The 4,194-nt window shown below is 48.9% G+C and carries 5 protein-coding genes; 2 read left to right on the top strand and 3 right to left on the bottom strand.

The window, feature by feature from the left end:
* Window positions 1–601: 601 nt before the first annotated feature.
* Window positions 602–1,690, bottom strand: a complete 1,089-nt coding sequence (gene ispG / locus SGI97_02300; protein ID MDZ4722727.1) for a flavodoxin-dependent (E)-4-hydroxy-3-methylbut-2-enyl-diphosphate synthase — start codon at window positions 1,688–1,690, stop codon at window positions 602–604.
* 71 nt (window positions 1,691–1,761) lie between these two features.
* Here ispG and SGI97_02295 point away from each other — a divergent pair, with 71 nt between their 5' ends.
* On the top strand, window positions 1,762–2,148 hold the full coding sequence (locus SGI97_02295; protein MDZ4722726.1) for a hypothetical protein: 387 nt from the start codon (window positions 1,762–1,764) through the stop codon (window positions 2,146–2,148).
* A gap of 31 nt (window positions 2,149–2,179) precedes the next feature.
* On the opposite strand, the gene SGI97_02290 is transcribed toward SGI97_02295, so the two are convergent.
* Together SGI97_02290 and SGI97_02285 are read right to left on the bottom strand one after the other, a co-directional pair.
* Window positions 2,180–2,560 (bottom strand): YraN family protein, encoded by a 381-nt coding sequence (locus tag SGI97_02290; protein MDZ4722725.1) that lies wholly within the window; start codon window positions 2,558–2,560, stop codon window positions 2,180–2,182.
* A gap of 1 nt (window position 2,561) precedes the next feature.
* Window positions 2,562–3,200: a ribonuclease HII gene (locus tag SGI97_02285; protein ID MDZ4722724.1), complete on the bottom strand. Its 639-nt coding sequence runs from the start codon at window positions 3,198–3,200 to the stop codon at window positions 2,562–2,564.
* 176 nt (window positions 3,201–3,376) lie between these two features.
* Between SGI97_02285 and SGI97_02280 the strand changes: the two genes are divergently transcribed.
* Window positions 3,377–3,991 carry an RsmD family RNA methyltransferase gene (locus SGI97_02280; protein MDZ4722723.1) on the top strand — a complete coding sequence of 205 codons (615 nt, stop codon included), beginning with the start codon at window positions 3,377–3,379 and terminating at the stop codon, window positions 3,989–3,991.
* The last annotated feature ends 203 nt before the right edge of the window (window positions 3,992–4,194 follow it).

Below are 4,194 nucleotides of genomic sequence, written 5' to 3'. Positions count from 1 at the left end.
GTCAGACGTCATTCGAGCCTGAAGTATATCAGTCCGGTTGACTTTGAACTCATAAACAAATAACCTTAGAAAACTCTCCATTATTTCAGGGCAAGATCAGATCCCCGTGATCCTGACATCTTATCTTCTTGCGGGACGCCCCGCCAGACTGTGGTTAGGCGATTCTGTAATCCTCATGAATATGCCCTCACCCTCCCCTCTTCCAGGGGGAGAGGGAAATAACGAAACTCTCTACATGTCGTTGCGAGGAGCCCCGCTTCGCGGGATAAACTTCGTGACGCGGCAATCTCAGTTCATCCTCTTCTCTCCCGTGGAGGGTTCTTCGATATTAGTAGGTGGGTCCGCCGTGGCGGGTTGCCCCGCACAAAATTTCAGCAACTCGATTATTCTCTCACTGGTCAGGAAAAACCCAGCCGTTGGCTGGGCTACGGGAAGAAAAGATCATACCGTCGTGGCGGATTTCGGGAGTGTGGTACAAGATTCAAAGCCGGACCCTCTGCGCGTCATTGCGAGTCCGCCGCAGGCGGATCAGCCACGACGTGGCAATCTCAGTTCATCTTCTTTTTGGCGTGGGGCGGAAACGGACCCGCGCTACCTCTAACTAACGTTCGATTTTCTCACCCGTCATGAGTTCGATTTCATCAAGCAGAGTCGAAACCAGATCTTTTTCATCCATCCGTCTGACAATCTGCCCCTTCTTAATGAGAATCCCTTTGCCGTCCCCACCGGCAATGCCGACATCGGCCGCGGCAGCCTCACCGGGCCCGTTAACCGCGCAACCCATAACAGCAACTTTCAACGGCTTTTTGATATGGCGAGTTTTCCGTTCTATCTCCTCAGCCATAGGAATCATATCGATCTGGCATCGTCCGCATGTCGGACAGGCGATGACTTCAATCGCGTCATTTTTTAAGGCGCATGACATCAGGATTTGTTTTGCGACACGCGGCTCATGAATTGGATCGGCTGTCAGCGACACCCGAATCGTATCTCCGATTCCGGTCATCAAAATTGCGCCGATTCCAACAGAGGACTTGATTGTGCCGGTTTCCAACGTGCCAGCTTCGGTAATACCAATATGGAGCGGGTAATCGCATTTTTGCGCCAGCATATGATAAGCCCAGAAGGCGGTGGTGGTGTTGGTCGATTTGACTGAGATGACGATGTCGGTGAAATTCATATCCTCAAGCACCGCTATCTCCCTCAAGGCTGTCTCAACAAACCCCTCGGGGTTGTCGTGGCCGAATTTTTCAAGCACATCAGGCGGAAGTGAGCCTGAGTTCACGCCGATTCGAATTGGGACACCGGCATCTTTGGCAGCTTTGGTGACTTCGCGTACTTTCCACTCGGCGCCAATATTACCCGGGTTTATTCTAATCTTGTCGAAACCGGCTTCAATTGCTTTAAGCGCAAGTTTATACTGAAAGTGAATATCGGCAACAAGCGGTTTTGAGACGCGCTGGCGTATTTGACGAAGGTGGTCGGCGGCGTCATGGTTGAGAACCGAAAGTCTGACTATGTCACAGCCTGCTTCAAACAGGTCGTTACATTGTTTTACAGTTGCCTCAATGTCGCGTGTATCAGTAGTAGTCATAGACTGCACGGCGATAGGGAAGCCGCCGCCAATAAGGACATCACCGATTTTAACCGAGCGGCTTTTACGTCTTTTTATAGGATAGATAAGTTCCATTGCTAATATCTTGACCTCATACGTAGTGTGGTATACTTTGCATAAATGTACGTCTTTAACGCGTTGACGCAATGAAAAGTTCGACCTATTTTCTCTGGCTCAGACGACTCAGCCCGTTCATTCTTGTGGCAGTCTTGTGGTTCGGATACCGCCTGATTGGCGATCAAAGAACATTATCCCAAAATGCAGAGCGTGAGTTATTCGGACTTGCGACCGCCAAAGTCTGGATAGCCACAGCCAAATACCGCGACCAGCCAGAAAAATTTCTCCTCTACCGGGATTCACTGTTGAGTGAAATGGAATTGTCTCCTGAGCAGATGTTTGATTATATCGAAAAATCAGAAGATGACCCGGACCGAATGCTTCTGTTCACCCAGGTGGTGAAACGGCTGATCGATTCGCTGTATAGTGTGCAGTTATCGGTGTTGATCAAGGATTCCGCCGTCGCAAAGCGATAATCCTATCGCCCATTAAGCGTGATCTAAGGAATTATTCCGAGGCCGGGAAGGCATTGGGATAGTGCTCGAGTTTTCCGTTCATAAACGTAATTACATCGAAACGAAGATCAACTTTTTCAATTTGGCGTGACAGTATGAAAGCCTGGGCGGCAAGAGTCAGATGCTTCTGCTTTCTATTGTCGACGCGCTCGGAGGGGTGGCCAAACTTCTCCCCGTTTGAGGATTTGACTTCGGCAAATACCAGCAAACTCTCTTTCTGTACAATAAGGTCAATTTCCTTGTGCCCGCTTCGCCAGTTCCGCTCGACAATCACGAATCCTTGTTCGCGAAAGTAGTCCGCGGCCTTCTCTTCATAGAGCGCAAATTTCTTTTTTCGAGGAGTTGATCCACCATCGGATTGATTCGACGGCATACTATACGACTGAAAAATCTTTGAGGAGTTGTGCCACCGGTTTGAATGATTTGCGGTGAATGTCGCATGGGCCATGCTCTTTCAGTTCTGCAAGATGAGCCGAGGTCGGATAGCCCTTATGGACAGAAAATGAAAACGAAGGATAAAGCACTTCATAGTGGTCCATGATGCGGTCGCGGGTTACCTTGGCGATGACCGAAGCCGCGGCGATGGATTTGCAGCGACTGTCGCCGCTGATTATGGCATATTGAGGCTGTGGAAGGTTCGGGATTGTGTAACTGCCATCGACAAGTATGACATCGGGCTTGGCCGCTAACTCCATGACCGCTTTTCTCATAGCCATGAGCGAGGCACGGAGAATATTTATGTTGTCAATGGTTTTATGGTCAATTATGCCTATTGCGCATGGAATCTGCATACTTGCGATCTGTTCAAAAATCCGATTGCGCTGAGACGCTGAGAGTTTTTTGGAATCGTCGAGTCCGTCGATAACGATATCAGGCGATAATATTACTGCCGCGGCCACTACTGGTCCGGCCAATGGGCCGCGTCCGACTTCATCAACACCACAAATGGCGCCATATCCCTGCGATAAGACAGCTTGTTCAATGTCCAAATTGATGATCTCGGTAATGCTCAACGGTGCATCCTTGTCTGAGTCTTTCTCTTCAGTGATAGTCGATGGTTACACTTCTGTATCACACACGCTCTATTATGTTGTACCGAGATAACACGGCGCAAGCTAAATAAATCGTAGTTATAGTATCGGCTCTTCTAATCCTTTAGTTAGCGTCGCTCATTTCGTATACTTGGTCTATGAAAAAAGGAAAGGGAAATGAGCTATTTGGAGAACCGAAGACCGAGCTTGAGTTCAGAGTCATCGCCGGCACGCTCAAAGGGAAACGCATTGTCGCCCCTAACCTTGGCATCACTCGCCCTCCGCTGACACGTATCCGCAAATCGATATTTGATTTTCTTATGCCCTATATTGGTGGGGCGAGCTATCTTGATCTATTCAGCGGAACCGGCTCATATCTTTTCGAGGCCGTATCAAGAGGGGCGATACGCGCGATAGGGGTGGAGCGGGAGAAGAAATTGGCCGTTTCGATTAATGCACAAGCTGAGGCCTTTGGTCTCGGTCAGACATTGCACTGCCAGACTGATGATGTTTTTGCGGCAATTCCGAAACTTGCCAAACAAGGCGAGCTATTTGATATTATCATGATCGCCCCGCCACAATATCTAAAGCTCATAGACAAAACCCTTGCCCTGTTGCGCGCTGAGAACTTAACGGGCTCCGAAACACTGATACTGACCCAACACGACAGCAACGAGACTTACAAGATCAATTTGAATGGTTTTGAGCTTCTACAACGTCGAAAATACGGCAACACGACTTTCACTGTTTTGCGTGGCGCGGAGGGTGTATGATGAAGGTGAAAAATCCTTATCTTATAATGTCATACTCCGCTGACGGAGTAACCAGAGATTCCTCTTCGTGTGGCGCGTCTCTGCCCAGCACCAAGGATTAAGACGAATATGAGATTGCCATCCGCCACGGCGGACTCAGAAGGTGAAACTCGCAATGGGCATAATAGCCAAAAAGTGTTGGTAAATTTCTGATATCTTCTTGT

This window comes from Candidatus Zixiibacteriota bacterium (assembly GCA_034439475.1).
Taxonomy (GTDB): domain Bacteria; phylum Zixibacteria; class MSB-5A5; order GN15; family FEB-12; genus JAWXAN01.
The sequence above is the reverse complement of the archived record's forward strand: the minus strand, read 5'-3'. Positions and strand labels throughout refer to the sequence as shown.